General features: G+C 68.2%; 17 protein-coding genes and 1 other RNA gene. 9 read left to right on the top strand and 9 right to left on the bottom strand.

Annotated features, from left to right (window positions below):
• Window positions 1–39: 39 nt before the first annotated feature.
• The 3 genes from A176_RS23765 to purB are packed head-to-tail and all read left to right on the top strand — an operon-like array spanning window position 40 to window position 4,783.
• The gene (locus tag A176_RS23765) at window positions 40–2,532 is read left to right on the top strand and encodes a bifunctional serine/threonine-protein kinase/formylglycine-generating enzyme family protein (RefSeq protein WP_002636428.1); all 2,493 of its coding nucleotides are present in this window, start codon (window positions 40–42) and stop codon (window positions 2,530–2,532) included.
• Window positions 2,529–3,473, top strand: coding sequence for an ABC transporter substrate-binding protein (locus tag A176_RS23760; protein WP_002636427.1), 945 nt, complete (start codon window positions 2,529–2,531; stop codon window positions 3,471–3,473). The genes A176_RS23765 and A176_RS23760 overlap by 4 nt, the downstream gene beginning before the upstream one ends.
• Window positions 3,470–4,783: an adenylosuccinate lyase gene (purB, locus tag A176_RS23755; protein WP_002636426.1), complete on the top strand. Its 1,314-nt coding sequence runs from the start codon at window positions 3,470–3,472 to the stop codon at window positions 4,781–4,783. Before A176_RS23760 ends, purB begins: the two co-directional genes overlap by 4 nt.
• 15 nt (window positions 4,784–4,798) lie before the next feature.
• Here the strand turns inward: purB and A176_RS23750 are convergent, their stop codons facing one another.
• Both A176_RS23750 and A176_RS23745 read right to left on the bottom strand, forming a co-directional pair.
• Window positions 4,799–5,758 carry a phosphoribosylaminoimidazolesuccinocarboxamide synthase gene (locus tag A176_RS23750; protein ID WP_002636425.1) on the bottom strand — a complete coding sequence of 320 codons (960 nt, stop codon included), beginning with the start codon at window positions 5,756–5,758 and terminating at the stop codon, window positions 4,799–4,801.
• 69 nt (window positions 5,759–5,827) lie between these two features.
• Window positions 5,828–6,415 (bottom strand): hypothetical protein, encoded by a 588-nt coding sequence (locus tag A176_RS23745; protein WP_044890720.1) that lies wholly within the window; start codon window positions 6,413–6,415, stop codon window positions 5,828–5,830.
• Window positions 6,416–6,466: 51 nt separating this feature from the next.
• Here A176_RS23745 and A176_RS23740 point away from each other — a divergent pair, with 51 nt between their 5' ends.
• Window positions 6,467–7,201: an RNA methyltransferase gene (locus tag A176_RS23740; RefSeq protein ID WP_002636422.1), complete on the top strand. Its 735-nt coding sequence runs from the start codon at window positions 6,467–6,469 to the stop codon at window positions 7,199–7,201.
• A gap of 34 nt (window positions 7,202–7,235) precedes the next feature.
• Here the strand turns inward: A176_RS23740 and A176_RS23735 are convergent, their stop codons facing one another.
• The 3 genes from A176_RS23735 to A176_RS23725 form a co-directional block, all read right to left on the bottom strand.
• On the bottom strand, window positions 7,236–7,502 hold the full coding sequence (locus A176_RS23735) for a hypothetical protein (RefSeq protein ID WP_002636421.1): 267 nt from the start codon (window positions 7,500–7,502) through the stop codon (window positions 7,236–7,238).
• Window positions 7,503–7,645: 143 nt separating this feature from the next.
• Complete coding sequence (locus A176_RS23730; RefSeq protein WP_002636420.1) at window positions 7,646–8,905, bottom strand: S1C family serine protease; 1,260 nt, start codon at window positions 8,903–8,905, stop codon at window positions 7,646–7,648.
• Window positions 8,906–8,985: 80 nt separating this feature from the next.
• Window positions 8,986–9,273, bottom strand: a complete 288-nt coding sequence (locus A176_RS23725; RefSeq protein ID WP_044890721.1) for a hypothetical protein — start codon at window positions 9,271–9,273, stop codon at window positions 8,986–8,988.
• 95 nt (window positions 9,274–9,368) lie between these two features.
• On the opposite strand from A176_RS23725, the gene A176_RS23720 reads away from it, so the two are divergent.
• Entirely contained in the window at window positions 9,369–10,445 is a 1,077-nt protein-coding gene (locus A176_RS23720; protein ID WP_002636418.1) for a CFI-box-CTERM domain-containing protein, read from the top strand.
• On the top strand, window positions 10,442–11,020 hold the full coding sequence (locus tag A176_RS23715; protein WP_002636417.1) for a TlpA family protein disulfide reductase: 579 nt from the start codon (window positions 10,442–10,444) through the stop codon (window positions 11,018–11,020). The genes A176_RS23720 and A176_RS23715 overlap by 4 nt, the downstream gene beginning before the upstream one ends.
• Before the next feature lie 141 nt (window positions 11,021–11,161).
• Here the strand turns inward: A176_RS23715 and A176_RS23710 are convergent, their stop codons facing one another.
• The 3 genes from A176_RS23710 to A176_RS23700 form a co-directional block, all read right to left on the bottom strand.
• A complete protein-coding gene (locus A176_RS23710) occupies window positions 11,162–13,063 on the bottom strand; it encodes an OmpA family protein (protein ID WP_044890722.1) in 1,902 nt (633 codons plus the stop codon).
• A gap of 79 nt (window positions 13,064–13,142) precedes the next feature.
• Window positions 13,143–14,759: a M16 family metallopeptidase gene (locus A176_RS23705; protein ID WP_044890723.1), complete on the bottom strand. Its 1,617-nt coding sequence runs from the start codon at window positions 14,757–14,759 to the stop codon at window positions 13,143–13,145.
• A complete protein-coding gene (locus A176_RS23700) occupies window positions 14,759–16,120 on the bottom strand; it encodes a M16 family metallopeptidase (RefSeq protein WP_002636413.1) in 1,362 nt (453 codons plus the stop codon). Before A176_RS23700 ends, A176_RS23705 begins: the two co-directional genes overlap by 1 nt.
• Window positions 16,121–16,334: 214 nt before the next feature.
• Here A176_RS23700 and ssrA point away from each other — a divergent pair.
• Window positions 16,335–16,700: a transfer-messenger RNA gene (gene ssrA, locus A176_RS37620) on the top strand.
• Window positions 16,701–17,064: 364 nt separating this feature from the next.
• On the opposite strand, the gene A176_RS23695 is transcribed toward ssrA, so the two are convergent.
• Window positions 17,065–18,993, bottom strand: coding sequence for a UvrD-helicase domain-containing protein (locus A176_RS23695; RefSeq protein WP_049872369.1), 1,929 nt, complete (start codon window positions 18,991–18,993; stop codon window positions 17,065–17,067).
• 595 nt (window positions 18,994–19,588) lie between these two features.
• On the opposite strand from A176_RS23695, the gene A176_RS39360 reads away from it, so the two are divergent.
• Together A176_RS39360 and A176_RS23685 are read left to right on the top strand one after the other, a co-directional pair.
• On the top strand, window positions 19,589–19,945 hold the full coding sequence (locus tag A176_RS39360; RefSeq protein WP_049872368.1) for a hypothetical protein: 357 nt from the start codon (window positions 19,589–19,591) through the stop codon (window positions 19,943–19,945).
• Between the two features lie 757 nt (window positions 19,946–20,702).
• Complete coding sequence (locus A176_RS23685; protein WP_144429594.1) at window positions 20,703–21,095, top strand: hypothetical protein; 393 nt, start codon at window positions 20,703–20,705, stop codon at window positions 21,093–21,095.
• Window positions 21,096–21,280: the final 185 nt, after the last annotated feature.

Below are 21,280 nucleotides of genomic sequence, written 5' to 3'. Positions count from 1 at the left end.
CGAGGTGGCCCCCCGACTGCCTCCTGGAGTACGCCCGCTTTGCTCTGCTACCGCTGCGGCAGCCTCGTCCCTGCCTCCCAAGACACCTGTCCCACCTGCGGGCTGAAGCACGACGCCTCGGCGCGTCCGCCCGCTGGCGCTGCCCGCCGCCGTGGCGCGGAGGGCGCTCCCTACAAGCCGGGAGACGTCGTCGCCGGCCGCTACGCCATCCAAGAGGTGGTGGGCTCCGGGCCCATGGGCTTCGTCTTCCGGGCCCAGGACGAGGAGATTGACGTCGAGGTCGCGCTCAAGGCCGTGCACCCGCGTCTGGTGCAGCAGCCCGAGGAGCGCATGCAGTTCTCGCTGTCCATGCGGGTGGCCAAGAAGCTCAATCACCCGAACCTCCTGCGCGTGTACGACGAGGGCCTGGACGGTGACCGCCCCTTCGTCACCATGCAGCTCCTGGAGGGGATGACGCTGCGCCGGATGTTGGAGCAGCGCGCCGCGCGCGGGCAGCTCTTCTCGTTGAAGGAAGTGGAGCCGCTGCTGACGCAGATGGCGGCGGCCCTGGACGCGGCCCACCGCTTCGGGCCGCACTCCGACTTCAAGCCGGAGAACGTCATCGTCCTGCCGGACCTGCTCAAGGTGACGGACTACGGCCTCGGGCTCGCGGTGCCGCACCTTCCCTTCGCCCAGGCGCAGAAGGGCCAGCGCGCGGACGCTTACATCGCGCCCGAGTACCTCGGTGGGGGTGAGCTGGACACGCGCATGGACGTGTACTCGCTCGCGGTCATCGTGGGGGAGATGCTCACGGGCCTGGTGCCCGAAGAGGGCGTCATCCCCGGATTGACGATGCACCACCCGGACCTGCCGACCTCCCTGGAGGCGCTGTACCGGCGCGCGCTCAACTTCAACCCGCTGGTCCGGCCCAAGACGGCGGGCGAGTTCCTCAACGAGTTCACCGGCATCCTGGCGCGCACGCCGGCCGCCGTGCTGACGAAGACGCGGAGCCTGCCGGCCGCGCCGGGCAGCTCCGCCGCGAACGCCGCGAGGCAGTCCGCCCGGCCACCGCCGCCCGTCCCCACGGGCATGCTCCCCGCGGTGCAGGAGGCGGACCTGCCGCCGCCTCCGGGGGTCGCGGCGCCGAAGCCTCCCTCGCCGGTCCCGGACCTGCCCCCGGCGGATGCCACGCAGCCCCTGGACGCGGCGTCACTGGCCGCCATCATGGGGCGCGGCAAGCCCGCGCAGCAGCACCTCACGGAGCAGGCGCTGCCCTTCATCGCGCCGCCGGCCGCTCCACCGAAAGCGGCGCCCGCGCCCGCCCGGCCCGCCTCCGCGCCTCCCGTGGCCGCGCGCTCCGCGCCCGCCCGGAAGGAGGCGGATGACACCTCCGAGCGTTCTTCTCCCTCCGCGCAGGAGTCCGAGGCTGCCCTGAGTCGCTCCTCCGCGCCCACGCAGGTGGACGCGCCCGCGGTGACGGACAACCGCTCGAGCGCGATGACGCTCGATGAGGCGCCCGCGGTGCCCGTTCGCGCCGCCGCGCCCACGCTGGATTCGGCGCCCGCGGTGGGCCGGTCTCGTTCGCGTGGCAGGGAGGGCGCGGCGGACGACGGTGCCGAGGACACGGGCAGCCGCGGCAAGGGCCGCTCCTCCGAGGACTCGGGGATTCGCAGCCGCCGTCGCGCGTCGGAGGTCTCCGACCCGGGCTCGCGCTCGGGTGGGAAGCGGAGTGAGCCCGCCGAGTCGTCGAGTGCGCGCACCGCGCCCCGTGGCGCGGTGCTCACCAAGCAGGGGACGCGCGCGGCGAAGCCCAAGCGCTCGATGCTGGGCCTGGTGCTGCTCGTGGTCGGCGGGTTGGTGGTGGGCGGGGGCGGGGGATTCCTCATCATCAAGGCGCTGCAGAAGTCTGGTGGGCAGGGACCGCGTGGCGCGGCGCCCGTCCCCGGCGCGGCAGGGGGCGCCGCGGTGGCCGCGACCGAGGGCGGCTGTCCGGCGGGAATGCGGCTGGTGAGCGGCGGTGCCTTCAAGATGGGGCGCGAGGACGACGACGCGTTGGGCGGCGCGGACGAGCCCCCCGTCGCGAACGTGCAGGTGCCCTCCTTCTGCGTGGATGAATACGAGTACCCGAACCGGGCCGGAGCGAGGCCTGCGGTGGCGGTGCCTTGGGAAGAGGCCCGCGCGACGTGTGAGCGCGAAGGGAAGCGGCTCTGCACCGAGCAGGAGTGGGAGAAGGCATGCAAGGGCCCGGGCAACCTGCGGTTCCCGTATGGCGCGGAGCAGGAGTCGGGCGCCTGCAACACCTCGGCGACGCCGGGCGGACTGGCTGCCTCTGGAAGCTTCGCGCGCTGCAAGTCCGGCTACGCCGTGGTGGACCTGGCGGGCAACGTGGCGGAGTGGACGGCCTCGCGCTTCGGGGGACAGGGCTACACGTTGAAGGGCGGCACATTCGACCAGCCGGACGCGGCGTCGCGCTGCTCGGCCCGGGCGAACGGCGCCCCGACGGAGCGCTCGAACGCGGTGGGCTTCCGCTGCTGTGCGGGAGTGCGGCAATGAGGGGCCGCATCGCCGCGTTGCTCGTCGCGGTGCTGCCCGTGGTGGCCCTGGCGCAGACGCAGGCCCGGCCCCGCGTCGTCGCGGTGAAGTCCGCCAACCTGGCGCCCTATGCGTCCGTCATCGCCGGCTTCGCGGCGGAGGCGCGCGCCGAGGTGCAGGAGGTGATGCTGGACGAAAGCGCGGGCGCCGCCGCGCGGCTCTTCAAGAAGCTGGCGGCGCAGAAGCCCGCGATGATTCTGGCCCTGGGGCCGCTGGCCGCCAACGCCGCGCGCCGCTCGCTGGGCGAGGACGTGCCGGTTCTCTTCGCCATGGTGCCGTACTATGAGAAGTACGGCCTGGATGGGGCGAACGTCACCGGCATCTCCCTCACCAGTGACTTGGGGCCGGAGTTGGACGCGCTGAAGGCCGTGTCGCCGAAGGTGAAGCGCGTGGGCATCCTGCATGACCCGCGCTTCTCGGCGGGAACGGTGACGCAGGCGCGGGCCGCGGCGTCCTCGAAGGGCATGTCCATCCTCCCGCTGGAGCTGGAATCGGGGAGCCGGACGGAGAAGGTGCTCGACGGGGCGGTGGGGAAGGTGGACGCGCTGTTGATGGTGGCGGACAAGACGGTGGGCAACGCCGCGGTGGTGCAGGCGCTCATCTCCTTCGCGGCGGCGAACAAGCTGCCGCTGGCCGCGCTGACGCCCAGCCAGGTGAAGGAGGGGGCAACGCTCGCGCTCTCGCCCAGTCCCACGGCCATTGGCCAGCAAGCCGGGCGGCTGGCCAACCGCATCATCCACGAGAAGGTGAATCCAGGAGCGCTGGCGGTGGTTCAGCCAGAGGGGCTGGACTTGTCCCTCAATCTCACCGCCGCCAGGAAGTTGGATCCGTCCTCCGGCGCCGTGCTGGAACTGCTCCGGCTCGCGGCGCGGCGGGACTTTGCCGTGAAGGTCTACGAGTGATTCCGCGATACAGCCGTCAGGAGATGTCGTCCCTCTGGTCCGACGAGGCCCGTTACAGCCGTTGGCGTGACGTGGAGCTCGCCGCCCTGGAGGGCATGGTGGAGGCGGGGCTCGCGCCCCGCGAGGCGCTGGCGGACTGCCTTGCGCGCGCCGGCGACTTCACGCCGCAGGACGCGGCGAAAATCGAGGAGATTGAGCGCACCACCAAGCACGACGTCATCGCCTTCCTCACCTTCATGGAGGAGCGCGTCGGTCCCAGCGCGCGCTGGTTGCACCTGGGCATGACGTCGTCGGACGTGCTGGACACGTCGCTGGCGCTCACCCTGCGCGACGCGCTGGACCTCATCCTGAAGGATGTGGACCGCGTCATGGCCGCGGTGGAGAAGCGCGCCTTCGAGCACAAGCACACGCTGCAGATGGGCCGCAGCCACGGCATCCACGCGGAGCCCATCACCTTCGGGCACAAGCTGGCCATCTGGTACGACGAGCTGCGCCGCGCTCGTGTTCGCCTGGAGCACGCGCGAGACGTCATCGCCGTGGGCAAGATTTCCGGCGCGGTGGGCACCTTCGCGCACCTGCCTCCCGCGGTGGAGGAGCACGTCTGCCGCAAGCTGGGCCTCAAGCCGGCGCCGGCCTCCAGCCAGGTGGTGCAGCGAGACCGGCACGCGGAGTTCTTCACCGCGCTGGCGCTGCTGGGCTCGAGCATCGAGAAGTTCGCGGTGGAGATTCGCCACCTCCAGCGCACCGAGGTGCGTGAGGCGGAGGAGCCCTTCACCGCGGGACAGAAGGGTTCCAGCGCCATGCCGCACAAGCGCAACCCCATCCTGTCGGAGAACCTCACCGGCCTGGCCCGCCTGCTGCGCGGCTACGCGGTGAGCGCCATGGAGGACGTGGCGCTGTGGCACGAGCGGGACATCTCGCACTCCTCCGTGGAGCGCGTCATCGGCCCGGACGCCACCATCCTCGCGGACTTCATGCTCATCCGCTTCGCGCGGCTGATGGAGGACCTGCGCGTCTACCCGGAGCAGATGAAGAAGAACCTGGACCTGCTCGGCGGCGTGGTGAACTCGCAGCGGCTGCTGCTGGAGCTGGCGCGCAAGGGCATGGACCGGCAGGCCGCGTACGTCATCGTCCAGCGCAACGCGATGAAGCTGTACGAGGAGGGACTCGACTTCAAGCAGGCCCTGCTGGCGGACGAGGACCTGCGGAAGATGATGACGCCCGAGGAGATTTCGGACTGCTTCTCCCCGGGCTACCACACGCGCCACATGGACGACGTCTTCCAGCGCGTGTTCGGCCGGAGCGCTTAGGCGCCCAGGGCGGGGCTACTTCAGGTAGCCCTGCTCTCGCAGGTTGCGCTCGATGCGGGCCTTCACGTCGCCCGCTTCGAGCGTCAACGTCGTGCCGGTGATGTGCTCGTAGGCGGCCACGTACTTGGTGGCCAGGTCCACGCGCACGTCATCGGGGATGGGCGGGGGCGTGCCCTGGCCGGAGAAGTTCCGCTCGCGGATGAGCCACTGGCGGATGTTCTCCTTGTCGAGCATGCGCTGGTCCTCGCCCTTCGCGAAGCGCGCCTCGTACTCGTCCGCCACCCAGTAGCGGCTGGAGTCCGGGGTGTGCATCTCGTCGATGACGTAGAGCGTGTCGCCCACCTTGCCGAACTCGTACTTCGTATCCACCAGGATGAGGCCCCGCGAGCGCGCCCACTTCTGCCCTTCGGCGAAGAGGCCCAGCGCGGCCTCGGTGATGCGCGCCCAGTCGCGAGGGCTGGCCAGTCCCCGCGCCAGAAGCGCCTCCTCCGAGATGGGCTCGTCGTGCATGCCGTACTCGGCCTTGGTGGACGGGGTGATGATGGGAGCGGGGAAGGCCTCGTCCTTGCGCAGCCCATCCGGGAAGGGCAGCCCATAGGCCGTGTGCGTGCCCTTCTGGTAGTCGCGCCACAGGCTCCCCGTGAGGTAGCCGCGCACGACGACCTCCACGGAGAAGGGCTGGCAGGCGCGGGCCACGGTGACGTTCGCGTCGGGCACGTCCAGCACGTGGTTGGGGACGATGTGCTTCGTGCGCTCGAACCAGAAGGCCGCGAGTCGGTTGAGCACCTCGCCCTTGAAGGGGATGGTGGTGAGGATGTGGTCGAACGCGGACAACCGGTCCGTCGTCACGAGGATGAGCCGGTCATCCTGCCGGTACGTCTCACGCACCTTGCCGCGGTAGTGCTGGCCGAGCGCGGGAAGGTCCGTCTGCTGGAGGGTGAGGGGAAGCTGCGCGTGAAGTGCGGAGGTGTTCACTGTCGCCTCGCGGCCCCTCTCTCGCGGGAAGGGCGAGAGGCAACGGGGCCTGACTTGAGGCGCGCGACTCTACTGGAGCGAAGCGGGCAGGGAAGAAGGACCGTACGCCGCTGCCAGGTAGAGGAAAGCTGGGTTGATGCGCAGGATTCCGTCCACGTAAGCGACCGCGTACGGCGCGCCCGAGGCCCGGTCCACCTGCACCGTGCCGTCCGGCTCGATGTCCCAGTGCGCGAGCAGCGTGCGGGCCACCAGCTCCGCCGCCTCACGCTCGGACAGGCCCTGCAGGCCCTCCCGGCGGTCCTCCGGCCAACGCTCGCCGCCGGATTCGAACACCAGCGCCAGGTTGCCACCCGCGTCGGGGGCCTGGAACAGGTCCATCTTCGCGTCGAAGCCCGGCGCGGCGAGCAGCTCGCCCTGCCGGCTGACGGGGAAGAGCACCAGGGCCTGGGCCGCCTGCCCGGACTCGATGACGGACTGCTTCGCCACCTCGCGGAAGAGCTCCAGTCGCGTCGAGGAAGACTCGAACTCGAGGAACTCGGGCGGGTTGGTGAGGGCTTGCCGCGCACTCATCGTGGCACGCGCGGGCGTGCCGGTCTCGCCACACGCGGTGAGGACCGTTACGAGAGAGAGGAGCAACCCAGGGAGCCAGCGACGCATCAGGCGGGAATATACCGATCTGCTTCCAGATCAACCAGCTAAACTCGGCGCATGCGGCCCGGCGAGCAGCTCACCGTTGTCCTTCATCAGACGCGTTCCACCGACAACCTCGGAGCGGTGGCCCGCATCATGGCCAACTTCGGATTCTCACGGCTGATTCTGTCCGAGCCGGTGCTCAAATCCATCGAGGGCGCGGAGAAGCTCGCGGTCAAAAGCGACTTCGTCCTGAAGGGCATGGAGGTGGCGTCTGACCTCTCCGAAGCGCTGAAGGACTGCGTGTATGCCGTGGGCACGACGTCTCGTACCCAGCTCAAGGGGCGCGAGACGTTGATGCCGGAAGAGGCCATCCGCAGGCTCGCGGAGCAGAGCGCGCGCGGCCGCGTGGCGCTCGTCTTTGGCGGCGAGCAGCGAGGCATGTCCGACGAGGACTTGGCGCGCTGCACGGACGTGCTGGCGATTCCCACGGCGGCGGTGCAGCCGTCCATGAACCTGGCGCAGTCGTCCGCGGTGCTGCTGTACCTCTGCCACCGTCAGTCGCTCACGCCCACGCCGGTGGCGGAGGACGAAGCGCCGGGCGCGAAGCTGGGCACGTTGGGCGCGCTGGCGAAGCGGATGCGCGAGGTGATGCTGCGTGCGGACTTCCTCAACCCGCAGGCACCGCAGCACGTGCTCAACGAGTTGGAGCAGACCTTGATGCGAGCGCGGTTGACCCAGCGCGAGGCGGAGCTTTGGCTCAACGCCTTCAAACATCTGGACCGCGCGGTGACGCGGGGCGCCTCCACCTGAGTGGGGAGGGCACCCCGGCGCCGGGGACCGCGGTCTACGCCGCGTCCTTCTTGTACGCCTCGCCGTGGTGCTTCTCGCACAGGCCGGCCTTGAACGTCTTCACGCGGCACTCCGGCTTGGAGCAGGTGCGGTAACGGCTGTGGGGCAGCTCGCCCTGGCGCCACTGCTTGTAGTGGAAGTAGCAGTAGTTCTTGGCGCGGTAGGGGCGCTTGCAGCCCTCCACGGTGCACGCCTTCTTGCCATTGCTCTTGGCGAAACGCGGCCAACTGGTGCGCTTCTGGGTCGTCTGGGCCTCGGCCATTGCGAAACTCTCCTGCGAAACGGTGCGAATCGCGGCGCCACACCGAGGTGGACCCGCCGCAAGGGTATGGAAAAAGGCGCACTGTCTAGCGCCCATGACACCCGAACGCAAGGAGGCCGGAAAACCGGGGCCCATCCAGGACTTCAGGGCACGCGGGTGTCCTGCCCAGAACCTCCCGTGCCAGGCCCGGCTTCCCGGGCGGGCGGAGCCGCCTGGCGGCCCTTCGAGCGGGGCACCGGGGACAGCAGCTCCTCCAGCACCGACTGGGGCGCGCCCGCGGGCCGTCCGGCGGCGCTGGTGGCCACGGAGGCCGGAGGGGCCTGTTCGGACGGCATCTCCTCCAGCCGCAGCGTCATCTTCATGGGACGACCGAGCCGGTGGACCTGGAACTTCACGTTGCGCCCCACGCCCCGGGCGGCGACCTGCCAACGCAGCGCATGGGCGCGCCGGACGCTGCGCTGGTCCAGTCCGACGATGACGTCACCCACCTGGAGGCCAGCGCGCTCGGCGGGGCCGCCCACGACGATGTCCGTCACCACCACGCCCCGGCCCCGGCGCAGGTTGAAGGCCTCCGCCACCTCGGGGGAGAAGTCCTGCACGCTCATGCCCAGCCAGCCGCGCCGCACGCGGCCGTGGTTCTGGAGGTGTGGAATCACCGTCTTCGCGATGTCGATGGGAATGGCGAAGCCGATGCCCTGGCCCGCGACGTTGACGGCGTTGGCCACCGCCACCACGTCGCCGTGCAGGTCGAGCACCGGGCCCCCGGAGTTGCCCGGGTTGATGGAGGCGTCCATCTGGATGTAGTCGAAGTCGCCGTCCCGTCCGTTGGGCGTCACGTCCGTGCGGCCCATGTAGCTGACCACGCCCACCGTCACCGAGTGGGCCAGGCCGAACGGGTTGCCAATCACGACAATCCAATCCGCCGACCGCACGTGCGACGCGGAGGCCAGCTTCAGCACCGGCAGCTTGCGAGGCGCGGCGATTTTCAGCAGCGCACAGTCCGTGCGCGCGTCCTCGCCAACGACGATGGCCTCGTACTCCTCCACGTAGCCCCGCGGGTGCAGGACGGAGACGACGACCTCCACCGCGCCCTCCACCACGTGCGCGCTGGTGAGGATGTAGCCGTCGGGGTGGATGATGAAGCCGGAGCCGATGCCCTTCTGGGCTTCTTCACCGTCCGCCGCGGCCTGCAGGTCGGAGGCCTGCTGCGTGGTGATGGAGACCACGGAGGGCATGGCCTTGCGGGCCACGTCACTCAAAGTGGAGCGTTGTTTCTGGAGGGAGCGGTTCTGCGACTCCACCCACAGCCGTCCCTGGTCGCGGCCGGTGGCTTGCGCTGGCAGGACCAGCGCGCACACCAGCGCGGCGAACAGGATGACCCTCGTGCCTCGCGCCCAGCCCATGGCCCCGCCTCCACCCACCAGTCACCTTTCGGGCAACCTAAGGTGGAGGGGTGTTGAGGGGAAGCGGGCCCGCGGGCGGGTTACTTCTTCTGCGCGATGATGCGGTTCACCGCAGCACGGTCCTCGGCGCTGATGCGCTCACGAGGCGACGAATCCTTGTTCCCGGCGACGGCGTCCTTGGCGCCCTCGTACGCGTCCTCGAGCCCGTCCTTCAGCCGATCAACCGTGGACGGGTTCACCGAGCGGTTCCACGCCCGCTCCATGTGGTTCAGGGGCGTACGGCCATCCACCTTCCCCGAAGCCAGGAAGACGCCGAGCCCCACCGCACAGCACGTCCAGACGATGAACTTCAATGCGTTCACGCTCACAGCCTCCTACCTGTTCGTACACCGGCGAGGCGGGCTTGGCCAGTTTCCGAACGCAGGTGTGTGCATTGCGCTGACAGGGCGGGGTGGGGCCTTTAATGTCCGCGGGCTTGCAACCCGAAGAACTCTTTCAGGCGGCCCGTGAGCGGGCGGCGCAGTTGGACGTGGGGCGTGGCGACGCCGCGGTGGAGCGGGTGCGCGCGGCGGCCTCGGCGCTCTTCGTCCGCATCCCCGAACCCCCGGTGTACCGGCGCGCGGAGGACCCCTCTCGCAAGGCGGCCAAGGCCCTGCTCCCCGAAGTCGAGCGGGTGCTGGCGGAGGCGCTGGCCGCGGGGCGGGATGGCTCGGCGGTGGCGCCGCTGGAGAAGCTGGTGGCCGCGCTGCTGGCCCATGGCGAGGCGCTCTGCCATACGGCGGATGGCCGGCTGGAGGCCGCCGAGACGGCCTGGCGCCGCGCGCAGGAGCTGGAGCGCGCCGCGCACCCGACGCGTCACCTGGTGACGTCGGCGCCGCGGCCGCCACCGGTGTTCGACAAGGAGTCGCGCGTCTCGCGGTATGACCCGCGCTCGGCGACCCAGGCGAGCGTGAAGCTGGTGTGCCCGAACATGGGCTGCAAGCGGGTGGGGGATTACGCGTTCCTCACCAACCACGCCTACAACCGCTTCCTGTGCCCGGCGTGCCGCACGCCCTTCCTGGCGTACTTCGGCGAGCTGCGCGGGCTCGAGGTGGAGGTGGGCCGCAGCTCCAAGCGGTACTTCTTCACCGTGGACGAGGTCGGCACGACGGGGAGCACCCGCATCGAGTTCGAGGAGGCCAGCGGTCAGGAGTTCCCCTCCGCGCGGCGCGACCTGTTGGCCTTCGTGTACACGGAGGCGCGCGAGCTGAAGGCGGTGGTGAACCTCACCAACCAGCGGCTCATGTGGGTGAGCCCGGCGTCCTCGTGCTTCGTGGCGACGGTGGCCTTTGGCGACGGCGCGCCGGAGCTGGTGGCCTTCCGTGCGTACCGGGACGACGTGCTGCGGAAGAGCGCGCCGGGTCGCGTGTTCATCCGTGGCTACTATCGTTGGGGACCGGATGTGGCGGCCTGGGTGTCGAGGCGTCCGGTGGCTCGCGAGGGTGTGCGGTGGGTGTTGCGGCGGGTGCATGGCCGCCTGACGAGGAGTGGATTCGCGTGACGGAAAGCATCGGGGCTCCGCCTCCGGCCCCGAAGCCGGGCGGCGGTGGCATGAAGGTGGTACTGGGCGCGCTGGCGGCGTTGGGCCTGGGCGGCGTGGTGTATCTGGGCGTGCTGGAGGCTCAGCGAGCCAAGCTGGTTCCGGATGGGACGTCCGCGCCGTCCATGGAGATGGCGCGTCACGGCGGCGGGACGCTGAAGCTGGAGGACCTGAAGGGCCAGGTGGTGATGCTGGACTTCTGGGCGACCTGGTGCCCGCCGTGCCGTGAGGAGATGCCGGCGTTGGTGAAGCTCGCGAAGGAGTACGAGCCCCAGGGGCTCGTCTTCGTGGCGGCCAGCCGGGATGACGGCGACCGCGCGCCCAAGCTGGTGGACGCGTTCATGCGCAACCACCTGCCGGACCTGGCGCCGTACGTCGTCTACGCGGATGACAACGTGGCGCGGGCCTTCCAGGTCAGCGCCTTGCCGACGCTCTACTTCCTGGACCGGGACGGCAAGGTGATTGATGCGCAGCGGGGCTCGCTGTCCGAGGACGCCATCCGCAGGCGCATCGACCGGGCACTGAAGGCGCAGTGAGCTGAGCGGGGCGGCACAACGCCCGCGTCTCCGCTCTGGTGACGTGGCGCCGGTTCGTCGCGGTATGTGCCGCAACGCCGTGCCGCCATTCGTCGTCCGGGGCGGCGCCATGACGGCACGCCGCCCCATTGGCTCACAGGCTCACGGCTTCTTCGCCGGCTGCGAGGCCGAGGACGGAGGCTGCTGACCCGCCGGGACGACGGTCTCCTTCTTCTCCGTCTCCACCTCGGAGCGCACGAGTCGGAAGTCGACGCGCCGGTTCTTCGCGCGGCCCAGCGCGGTGTCGTTGGTCGCGATGGGGTTGTCGAAGCCGAAGCCCTTGGAGCTGAGGCGCTTGCGGTCGATGCCCCGGCCCACCAGGTACTCGAGCACGGACTTCGCGCGGCGGTCGGACAGGCCCATGTTCAGGGGGCGCGAGCCGCGGTTGTCGGTGTGGCCTTCGATGAGCACCGGGCCCAGCGTCGGGTTCTTCCGCAGCACCGTCGCCACCTCGTCGAGCAGCGGATACGACTGCTTCTGGATGACGGCGGAGCCCGTCTCGAAGAGCACGTTGCCCTTGATGCGGATGCGGTCGGACTCGACGACGACGTACGGCGGCGAGTCGTACGGGCAGCCGTTGTTCTCCGGCGGACCGAACTGCTCGGGGCAGTCGTCCTCGTTGTCGGGCACCTCGTCACCGTCGGTGTCCGGGCAGCCGTCGTAATCCTTCGGGCCGGGCTTGTCCGGGCACTTGTCGAGCCGGTCGGGGATGCCGTCGCCGTCGGTGTCGTTGTCGTCCTCCGGGCAGCCCTTGTTGGACTTGGGGCCCGGCTTGTCGACGCACGCGTCCTCGCCGTCGACGACGCCGTCACCGTCCGTGTCGTAGTTCGGGTCCGGGCAGCCCTTGGTGTGCTTGGGGCCCTTCTCGTTGGGGCAGCCGTCCTCGCCGTCGGGGATGCCGTCGCCGTCATTGTCCGGGTCGGGGCAGCCGTCGCTGTCCTGGAAGCCGTCGATGTCCTCGGGCTCGTTGGGGCAGCGGTCGCGGACGTCGGGGATGCCGTCGCCGTCCGAGTCGATGAACGTCTCGTCGTAGCGCACCGCGAACATGACCCGCAGCGCCTCGCGGCCATAGCCGCTGGACACGTTGATGCCTCGGCCGACATTCAGCTCCATGCCCCAGTTGCCCCAGACCTTCGCGCGGGCGCCCACCAGGGCCTCCCACGGCGTCTTGAGCGAGTCGGCCTGGTCGAAGTTGAAGGGGCGCACCAGCGGGGTGCCCAGGTGCATTTCCGCCACGGCCTCCACGTCCGTGAAGCGGCCCATGTTGGGCAGCTCCGCGATGGCGCCGGCGCCCAGCGTCAGCTCGTCATCCACGAGCAGGTTGAGGTACTGCGCATGCGGCCGCAGCCGCACGCCCACGTTGCCGAGCACGCGGATGGGCACGGGCAGCGAGGTGAAGCGCTGCTCCAGCGCGACGCGAGGCGCCCACAGCACGCCGCGCTCGCCGGTGAAGCTGGAGGCGCTGCCGGTGGGCAGCCGGACCTCGGCGACGAGCGACACGCCCACCGGGAACTTCTCGCGGTCCAGCAGGTGGACGCGCGGCAGCAGGCGGATGTCGCCCATCGTGGTGCGGCCCACGCCCGCGGCACCCGGGAAGTTGGGCGCGTTGAGCGCATCGCGCAGCAGTTGGAAGTTGTCGCCCTGGAGCAGCGTGACGGGGATGTCCACCGCCAGTTCCAGGCGCTCATGGAGCTGATACGCGAACAGCAGGTGCGCATCGAGCCGGTAGGGCAGGAGGTCGCCCAGCTTCTCGTCGCCCAGTTTGAGGGCGAGGATGCGCCAGTTGAAGTCGAAGAGGAGTGCCGCGCGGAAGCTGCCGACGGGCAGCGCGTTGCTCGTGCCTTCCAGTGCGATGCCGCTGTGCTGCGCGGCGGTGGCCTTCACTGGGACGGCGTCGAATCCGCGGGCGAACGGGTCGTGGTCGGCGTGTGCGGCCACCGAGGCCAGAAGCAGGCCCAGTATGGCGAGTCGGGTGGCAGCGCCGCGCAAGCTGAAGCCTCGCATGTTTCAGGCTCTTACCATCCGGCTCCGAGGGGTGGAAGGAAATGACCCACCCCCCGGCACTGCTGATTACAGCCGTGTGTTATTTCTCCATGAACTGCTGCGCGGGGAGGATTTGGATGGCCTCCGGACGCAGCGGGAGCTTGGAGCTGGAGATGGCTTTGTCCTGTTCCAGAAGCTCCGCCGACTTGGGGGACGCGTAGGTGATGGGCGTCGGTTCACCGGAGCGCAGCGTGTTGGCGAGCCCCTCCGCGTCCTCGGTGACGAAGGCGTAGTTGAGCGCGCCCGGCTGCACGTGGCGGCGCAGCGCGTCCTGCACGGACTGCGGCGTCATCTTCGTCATCGCCTCGCGGTACTGCTCCAGGAAGTTGGGCGTGTCGTAGAAGAGGCCATCAATGGCGTAGCCCAGTCGCCGCTGGTCGGTCTGCTCCCACAGACGCGTGTAGCCCTGCAGGTAGCCGCGCATCAGGTCGAGCCGCTCCTGGGAGAGGCCCTCCGTCACCATTTGGTTCAGGAAGAACACGGCGCCGCGCGTGGCGAACACGCCGTTGGCGGGCACCACGGGGCGCAGCCACAGCGTCAAATCCTGCTGGGTGCGCGCGATGTTGGTGCGGTTGTACGTGGAGCCAGGCGACTCGATGAAGTGCTCGGCGTAGGCGTAGTCGCCGTAGTTGAGGCCGCGCTTCTCGCGCAGCTCGTTGAAGAGCACGCCGATGAACTGCCGGTGCTCGCCCAGGTTCGCCATGGCCAGGGCCACCGGGAAGAAGTCCGGGTCGCCACGGCGGATGGGATTGACGAAGCCCATGCTGACGGCGGTGGAGAGCGTGGGCTTCTGGATGATGACGGTGCGGCCGGCCGTCGTCGGCACGGCGGGCAGTTGCACCCGGGGCGAGCCCGTGGAGGGCAGCGCCGTCAGTCGCGAGGTGAGCGACTGCGTGAGCGTGTCGTCCACCGCGCCCGCGAGCCCCACCACGAGCCGGTCCTGGGTGAAGACGCGCTGGGCGTGGCCCTTCACGTCGTCCAGCGTGATGGCCTTCAAGCCCTGCACGGTGCCGCCGGTGAAGTGCGCGTAGGGATGGCCTTCGTAGATGAGGGCCTCCAGCGCGGCCTTGCCGAGCGCCTCGTCGTTGGCGCTGCGCAGGCCGTTTTCCACATCGCTGATGGCGTTGGCGCGCAGGCGCTCCAGCTCGGCCGAGTCCAGGCGCGGGGCCAGGAGGACGTCGGTGAAGAGGTCCTGGAAGCGCGACAGGAAGTCCTTGTGGACGCGGCCGGAGAACGTCGTGAACTCCTTGTCCACGAAGACGTCCAGCTCGGCGGCCATGGGGTAGAGGGCCTCCAGGAGCTGCGCCGCTGAGAGCTTCTGCGTGCCGCCCTCCGCCATGAGCTGCGCGGTGAGGGCGGTGAGGCCCTCCTTGCCCTTCGGGTCATCCACGGAGCCGGTGTGGAAGACGAGTCGGAAGGAGACGATGGGCGTGTCCGGCCGGGCGAGGACCACGGTCTGCAGGGGTTTGGGCTGGCCCAGGGGCTTGGCGGGCACGGACTCGGGGCGCTCGGGAAGCGCGGCCTTTTGCGGCGGCGCGGCCTGGGCGGGCACCGCGGGGGGCGGAGCGTTCTCGTCCGGAGGCGGGGCCGTGGGCGTGGTGGCGCAGCCGGCGAGCCCCAGCAGGGCGGTGAGAGACATGAGTGCGCGGGTCTTCATCACTTCGTCCCTCCGGGAGTGGCCGTCTTCGGGGTGAGGCTGAGCAGGATGAACTTGTTGGCGGTGAGGTAGCGCTTGGCGAAGTCGGAGAGCTGCGCGGGCGTCACCTTGGGCAGGCTCTGCAGGTGGCGCTGGAAGCCGTCGGGCGAGCCGGTGACGCCGGCGTACCAGCCGAGCTGGATGCCCACGTCGCGCGGCGTCTCCAGGGCCATGAGCGCGCCGTAGCGGGCGTGGTCCTGGATGGCCTTGAGGCGCGCGGCGTCCACGCGACCGGCGGCGAGCCGGCTGACCTCCTGGAGCAGCGTCTTGCGGACGGTGTCGCGGTGGCGCTCGTCCTTGAGGGTGGCGGTGAGGGAGAAGAGGTGCGGGTCGCGGTGCTCGGAGTAGTCGCTGCCAATGGACTCGACGAGCTGCTTGTCCAGGACCAGCGTCTTGTACGCGGGGCTGGTGGAGCCGGCGAGGTAGTCCACGAGGAGCGTCTGGATGGCGGCGTCGGCGGGGCTGGTGCCGGCGCTGGGCGTGCGCCAGGCAATCACCTGCCGGGGCTGCGTGGGCTGGGGCCAGTCGATGTGCGCGGTGCGAGGGCCCTTCTGGGGCGGCTCGGCGGGGACGGAGACCTGGGCGGCCTTGCGGTTCCAGGGGCCGTAGTTCTTGCGTACGAGCTCCATCGTCTTGGCGTCATCGAAGTCGCCGATGATGAAGAGCAGGGTGTTGTCGGGCGTGTACCAGCGCTCGAAGAAGGTGCGGCTGTATTCATAGGCCTGGGGCATCGCCTGGATGTCCTTGTAGAAGCCCATGGTGGTGTGTTGGTACGTGTGGCGGGTGAAGGCCGCGGCGTTGAGCTCCTCCTCCATCTTGAGGAAGGGGGCGGCGGCGTTCTTGTGGTACTCGCCGAGCACGGCGAGCGCCTCCGTCTGGAAGGCCGGCTCGCTGTACTCCAGGTTCTGGAACCGGTCGGCCTCGATTTCGATGAGCTGGGGCAGGCCGGCGGTGGGGCCGTAGGAGTAGTAGAGGGTGATGTCGTCGGTGGTGAAGGCGTTGTCGTCGAAGCCGAAGCTGCCGAGGATGCGCTCGCGCTCGCCTTCCGGGTGCGTCTTCGTGCCCTTGAACATCATGTGCTCGAAGAAGTGGGCGAAGCCCGTCTTGCCGGGCTCCACCTCGTTGCGCGAGCCGACGCGGACCACAGTGACGTAGGCGATGATGCCGCTGGACGGGTAGGGCACGCGGACCACGGTGAGGCCGTTGGGCAGGGTGTCCGTGGTGAGGGCGTACGGGAAGGCGTCCGACGCCGGAATCGACGCGGCGGCGGCCGGGAGGGCGGAGCCCCACAGGAGCAGAAGGAGGGGGAGCAGTCGTCTCATTCAGGTGCCTCGTGGCCGGGCGGAAGGGGACCCGGCGGGGAGGCGACCCTACGATGGCTGGCTCGGTGGGGGAGGGGCTTGTGGGCCGAGTGTCCACGTTCCTGCGCCCAGGTGGGCCCGGAGACATTCAGGAGGATTGACGCGCCCCCGTCAGCGGTTAATGTGAGGAAGACGCGGCGCCGTCAGGGGCCGTGTGACGTACAGTGAACCCACCGGGGGCGACCTGGTTTCGACGGGGGCAATGAAGTTCGAGACGCGTGCCGAGCTTGTCTGGTAGCTCGTAAATCCAACCCGGCAAAGACACAAAAGCCAACGACAACGTTGAGCTCGCGCTGGCTGCCTAAAAACAGCCCATAGTGCGCGGTCCCCTCGCCCTCTGCCTGTGGGGTTGGGATGGACCGTCATAATGCAGGCTGGCTTCCGAGGGCGCCTGGACCCGAGGTGGCGAGACCTTTCCAGGACCGGCTCTGAGTATCCCGTCCGTGGGAGCCTCAGGGACGTAGCAAATCGCGGACTACGCACGTAGGGTCGAAGGACGGACGGCTTTCGGACGCGGGTTCGATTCCCGCCGCCTCCACTGAGTGAGAAGCCCAGCAGCCGCGAGGTTGCTGGGCTTTTTGTTTGCCCGCGTGGCCTCATGTGCCCGCGGTGTGCCCCCTTGGCGTCTCTAGCTCTCTTGGCTGGCTGTGGAGGCTTGAGTTCAAAGACTGGGCTCTCCTCCTTCAGCCCCTGCTCCGCCTCCGCGCAGGGCGCTCCGGAGCCGTTCTAGGGGCCCCAAGCGCTTGGAACATGTGCCCCGTATTTGCCCCTTCGGTGTGTCACCGCAAGGGCGTCGGCGAAGCTAGACAGAACGCGACGGGAGGAAGTCCAGGGGGAAGGCGGCCGGACTCTGGAGCCGCCCGTCAGGATGCATGTCAGGGCAGGCGCTCTGTGGAGGCTGGCATCTATCGGTTCCGGTGCCCCGCCTGTGAACGGTTCGCGGCCTCGTTGACCACCCAGATCAACTCCTGCTTTGCGCGCGTAATCGCAACATATTCGATGTTGCATTCTTCCGTTCCGGACCGGCTGAACGTGTCCTTGAGGAGGAACACCCTCTCGCGCTCCAACCCCTTGGCCTTGTGAACGGAACTGCAAACAATGAAAGGCTGGGCGCCTTCGGCGGCATCGTCGAACAGGTTCTCGATGCGGGCCTCCAGCTCCTTCGTCGTGAGGAGGTCCTCGCACAGGGCCACGAGCATTCCGGCCTGGTCTGCGATGCGCTCGATGACCGGCTCTGGTTCTTTCGCCGTCAAGCGAGCGCGTTGCGACTCACGGTCTTCCCAGGCGGCGAGCTTGGAGAGGAAGGTCTCGATGGTCGTCCCACCGAGCTTCTTGACGATGGTCAGGAGGCTACGCCCGACGTCCTTCCCCTCCACCTTCGCCCGCTTGCCCCGCTTGAGGAGCTTGATGCACGTCGAGACGAGCGGCGCGTTCTTGCGGCTGAGGATGAAGCATCCGGGGGTGGCCTCCTCCACCAGCTTCGATTCCGACATGTCGCGAACGATGCCCTCGGGGGCGGTGTCTGCGGCCCTGTAATCGGGCACAAGCTGCTGGGCGAGGGCCACGACGTTCTTCGGACAGCGGTAGGTCGTCGTTAGGGGAAACTCGACCGCGTTCAACTCGTTCTTGAGCCGGTCAAGGCTCCTCGAGTCGGCACCACGAAAACCGTAGATGGCCTGGCGGTCATCGCCCACCACCACCGTGCGTCCACCCTTGCGGACCAGCTTTTGGGCAAGCAGGAGCTGGGTCAAGTTCATGTCCTGCGCCTCGTCGATCACCACGAGGTCGTACTTCGGGTGGACCATCTTCATCGCCACGGGGACGAAAATCATGTCGTCGAAGTCCACGGTTCCATCGCGCTGCGTGGCAAGCCGCATGGCCTCATGGGCACATTGGGCGATCTTTTCGGTGTCCCAACCGCGCTTGCTCCATTGCGCATCGGGTTCGACGTCGAACTGAATCGCCAACTCGACCAAATCGGCGACGGAGCCGAACGGTGCGATGTTTTTGCCATACGCAGCGAGCTTTTGGATGAGCTTGACCATCATCGGGTCTGGGCGCTGGTCCACGGCTGCCCGGCGGGCGAGAGCCAGCCCCCGGTCCTTATCGAGCGCAGTATCCTTCCAGTACGTCTTCACCGCAGCGAAGCCGAGCCCATGCAGGGTCTTCGCAGTGGCGGCGGGGTTCTTCAGCTTCGTCACCAACTCGTCCGCAATGCGCTTATTGAACGCCGCAAGCACGATGGCCCTCTCGCGCGCGTGGCTGATGCCCTCCAGGATGGTGGTGGTCTTGCCCGTACCCGCCCTCGCGCGAACGACCGCGTTGCCGTTCCCCGTGGCAAAGAAATCGAAAATGGCATTCTGCTGAACCGACCATCTTGTGCCAGTCTGCGCTCCCTCGATTGGTGCCTGCGGCGGCTGCTGCTTACCCGATGAGGACGCAGGCCCCGCTGCTGTTGTAACTGGCGGCGGAGCCGGAGCGGGTATGGGGGCGGCGGTGGGGATTGGCATCCGAAGGCTCTTGTCGAGCTGTCCTTGGGCGTGACGCTGGGGCGACTCACCGGGGACGCGGGGGGCGTAGGCACCGAGGTCGATAATCTGGCGCTCGCGCTTGACGGCTGGTTTGGGCGGCGCTGGCGGAGGGGCGAGGCGCTTAAGAGCGCTGTACGTGCCCCAGATGACAAGCAGTTGGACGGCGATGAGCGGCGGCCAGAACAGGTTGATGACCGTCAACGCCGTCCAGACCAGCGCGGCCCCTTGCAAGTGCCTCGGTGAGATGAGGCGAACCAAGATCAACGTGACCACGATCGCCAACTGGTACCAGAGCACTGTCACCGGTCACTCCCGTCCCATTCGCCACCTTGCGGCGAGGGAGGGTAGCACTGTGCTGGCGGGGACGGATATTGAGCATAGGAAAGACAGGAGCCTAATCGCACGTAGCGGGCGGGAGGTGAGGGACGCTAACGGGTTGCCCATGCGCCTCACTCTGGGTCGGCGCAGAAGCCATTCATCTCCAGCAGACACACGCCTGCCTAGCCGCCTTCCCAGGCGGGGCGCGGCTGGGGTCTGGCTCTCTTGGCTGGCCGTGGCGGCTTGAGCTTCAACACCAGGCGCTCTGAGGCGGCCCTCGCGAAGGGGCCAGGTGCGCACTCGCCGCGGGCAACCCCAGGTGCTCCAGAATCACTCTCACCCCTTCTGCTCCCTTCACGTACGCCAAGACCTGCTGCCCGCCTCCACACCTCAAGCACGCGAACACATCCAGAGCGAACGTCCTGCGCAGGACTCCGGCCCAGTCGAAACGGGGTGTGCGCTCCTTTCTCGGCTTCTCCACCGTCGCGGCAAAGGCTGGGCCTTCCTCCTCCAACACCGGCTCCGCCCCCGCTTGAGGGAGCGGAAATGGCCACACTTTCGCGCCTGGGGAAATGACTCCGTGGAACCTCGTCAGGTTTTCCCTTGGAGGAGGCATCAGGCTGGCCAGCCGGCGGAGCAGCTCCAGTGCGCGCAGCCCCGGGGAACGCTCAACCTGGCTGAGTGCCCACTCGCCATCGCCGACCATCTGCAAGCCGGGTTCGGTGTCGGTGAGCTGCTCAGCGCTCGCGGCATTCGCTGCGACGTTGCTGGTGAACTTGTGGTCGGTGATGCGAAGGACGCCGTCAGAGGAGATCCGCCGAGCGTCTACGAGGTCAATGCGGCCGGTGAAGGGGATGTCGCCTGCCGTCAGTGGCGGTTCACCATTCAGGGGCTGCTCAATAAGCAGGTCGGGGCCGGGCGGGCTTGTGGCATTTGAGTTGGGAAACGCTGAGTCGCTGGATGCTCCCGGCAATCACTGAGGGGCTAGGCTTTAGGAGGTCGAGGGGAGGAGTCACCTTTCCTGAATGTGAGCGGTTTCTCCGAATGGGTCACGCGCATGACGCCGCCCGCCCGCCCGCGAACTCGGCATAATCAAGCCTCGACAGGACGGTAAAGATGGGCTGGACCCATGGGTAGGCCGCAACTCATGGGCATTCAGGGAGCGGTGGACGAGCGTAGCTGTGTCGATGAGAAGGAGGCGATAAAGATTGAATGTCTTTCGTGGGAGTATGGCTCTACGGTTGCTTTGACCCGGGGCAAATTTGACATATCGACAGCGAGTCAAGTGTATTACACTCTCCGTGTTGCGTCATTTGGAGCGTCTACCCCGAGAGGTTCAGGGATTTGAAGGGTCGCTCCATGGCGCCTGGATAGACATGCGCCATCTCAACAAAGCTCGGAGATTCATGAGTATGAAAAAGTCATATTTTGCCCGTTCATTTGCTTTGGTCACTGCATCCCTCCTTGCTTCAGCGTGCGGAGCGCCTGTGGAGGAGAGTGCGGAGACGCCAGAGGGATTTCACGAGTCAGACGGCATGGTGACGGCCTCCGGTATCTCAGTGCTAACGGACATCCAGCTCCGTGCATCCAATGGGAACACCGCACCCCCTGGCCCTGCGGGCTATTCCCTCGTGGGTTACTGGGACGTCGACAACGCCGGCAGTGTGGGGACCAATGGGAGTACGGGGACCTATATGATGGCCATGTATGCACGGTATGAAAGTACCGATACTGTCACCACCTGTATCGAGAAGGTGGCCATGGTGTCCTCCAACGATAGCTGGCTGCCGTGGGAGATGTCTCCCAACTTCACAGGGCGGGGTTACTGGGATGTCGACGATGCCGGCGGCCTCGGCGGAAATGGCGTGTGGGGAAGCTACATGATGGGGCTCTACACGGCGAGTGGCGCAGTCAGCAACAATCGCTGCATCGTGCGAGCGGAACTCGTTGCGTCCAATTCCTCGGCGCCGCCTTGCTTGCCTGGGTACAGTTGCGTCGGATGGTGGGACGTGGATTCGGGCGGTAGCCGTGGAACCAACGGCAGCTCCGGGACGTACATGATGGCGTTCTCCATCTTGAGCCAGTAGCGGCCGACCCGCGCCTTCGAGGCAGCGTCACTCGAAATCACCGCACCCGCACCATGGCCTGGGTCATGGTGCGGGTGCATATCTACCCGCAACTTGCGGAATGCACAGCGCTCTGTTTGTCCATCTCTGCTCTGACCTCAATCGCGTCTCCTGACTCCGTGCGAGAGTTGAGATGGTTGGTTTAG

Origin of the sequence: Myxococcus hansupus, from assembly GCF_000280925.3 — a bacterium.
In the GTDB taxonomy this organism is placed as follows: Bacteria; Myxococcota; Myxococcia; order Myxococcales; family Myxococcaceae; genus Myxococcus; species Myxococcus hansupus.
This window is presented reverse-complemented; position numbering and strand designations above follow the sequence as displayed.

What these genes read in the sequence shown, in the direction of transcription:
- A176_RS23730 (WP_002636420.1), bottom strand. Translation starts at nt 8,905, where the DNA reads ATGGGCTGGGCGCGAGGCACGAGGGTCATCCTGTTCGCCGCGCTGGTG.
- A176_RS23740 (WP_002636422.1), top strand. Translation starts at nt 6,467, where the DNA reads ATGCGGCCCGGCGAGCAGCTCACCGTTGTCCTTCATCAGACGCGTTCC.
- A176_RS23710 (WP_044890722.1), bottom strand. Translation starts at nt 13,063, where the DNA reads ATGCGAGGCTTCAGCTTGCGCGGCGCTGCCACCCGACTCGCCATACTG.
- A176_RS23685 (WP_144429594.1), top strand. Translation starts at nt 20,703, where the DNA reads ATGATGGCCATGTATGCACGGTATGAAAGTACCGATACTGTCACCACC.
- A176_RS23760 (WP_002636427.1), top strand. Translation starts at nt 2,529, where the DNA reads ATGAGGGGCCGCATCGCCGCGTTGCTCGTCGCGGTGCTGCCCGTGGTG.
- A176_RS23745 (WP_044890720.1), bottom strand. Translation starts at nt 6,415, where the DNA reads ATGCGTCGCTGGCTCCCTGGGTTGCTCCTCTCTCTCGTAACGGTCCTC.
- A176_RS23700 (WP_002636413.1), bottom strand. Translation starts at nt 16,120, where the DNA reads ATGAGACGACTGCTCCCCCTCCTTCTGCTCCTGTGGGGCTCCGCCCTC.
- A176_RS23720 (WP_002636418.1), top strand. Translation starts at nt 9,369, where the DNA reads ATGTCCGCGGGCTTGCAACCCGAAGAACTCTTTCAGGCGGCCCGTGAG.
- A176_RS23705 (WP_044890723.1), bottom strand. Translation starts at nt 14,759, where the DNA reads ATGAAGACCCGCGCACTCATGTCTCTCACCGCCCTGCTGGGGCTCGCC.
- A176_RS23735 (WP_002636421.1), bottom strand. Translation starts at nt 7,502, where the DNA reads ATGGCCGAGGCCCAGACGACCCAGAAGCGCACCAGTTGGCCGCGTTTC.